Here is a 396-nt window from a genome sequence, read left to right as displayed (position 1 = left end):
CGCGCAAGAAGCTCTTCCGGCGGGTCATGAGCTTCTCGCGCGTGTCGCGGGCAATGGAGGCCGCCGTGCGCGCCGCCACAAAGCCCGAGGCGATGGTGGTAACGAGCGTACCCAGGCACAGGGCGAACATAAGGGCGGCCGTGCGCAGCAAGTAGCCGTTCTGAACGTCGGCCAGAGTATCGCCCGCAGCCTCCATCTGGGCGCGTTTGGCATCGACGGCCTGCTGCACGGCCAGAGCGTCGCTGGTGTCGCCGTAGGGGGCTACCTCATCGGCCGTCACCTCGATGCCGCCCTGCATAAGTCCCTCGTCCACTATGTCGCTCATAAGGTTCGGCAGCGACAGCTCGAGATTGGCCTGGACGACCAGCAAGGCAGCGCACAGAAGGAAAGCGCCAA

Annotated in this window: 1 pseudogene; it reads right to left on the bottom strand. The window is 65.4% G+C overall.

The annotated features are described in order from the left end of the window. Positions 1-396 (bottom strand): annotated as a pseudogene (locus tag PZH32_RS11610) (hypothetical protein); the annotation flags it as partial.

This window comes from Adlercreutzia equolifaciens (assembly GCF_029076695.1).
Taxonomy (GTDB): domain Bacteria; phylum Actinomycetota; class Coriobacteriia; order Coriobacteriales; family Eggerthellaceae; genus Adlercreutzia; species Adlercreutzia equolifaciens_A.
The sequence above is the reverse complement of the archived record's forward strand: the minus strand, read 5'-3'. Positions and strand labels throughout refer to the sequence as shown.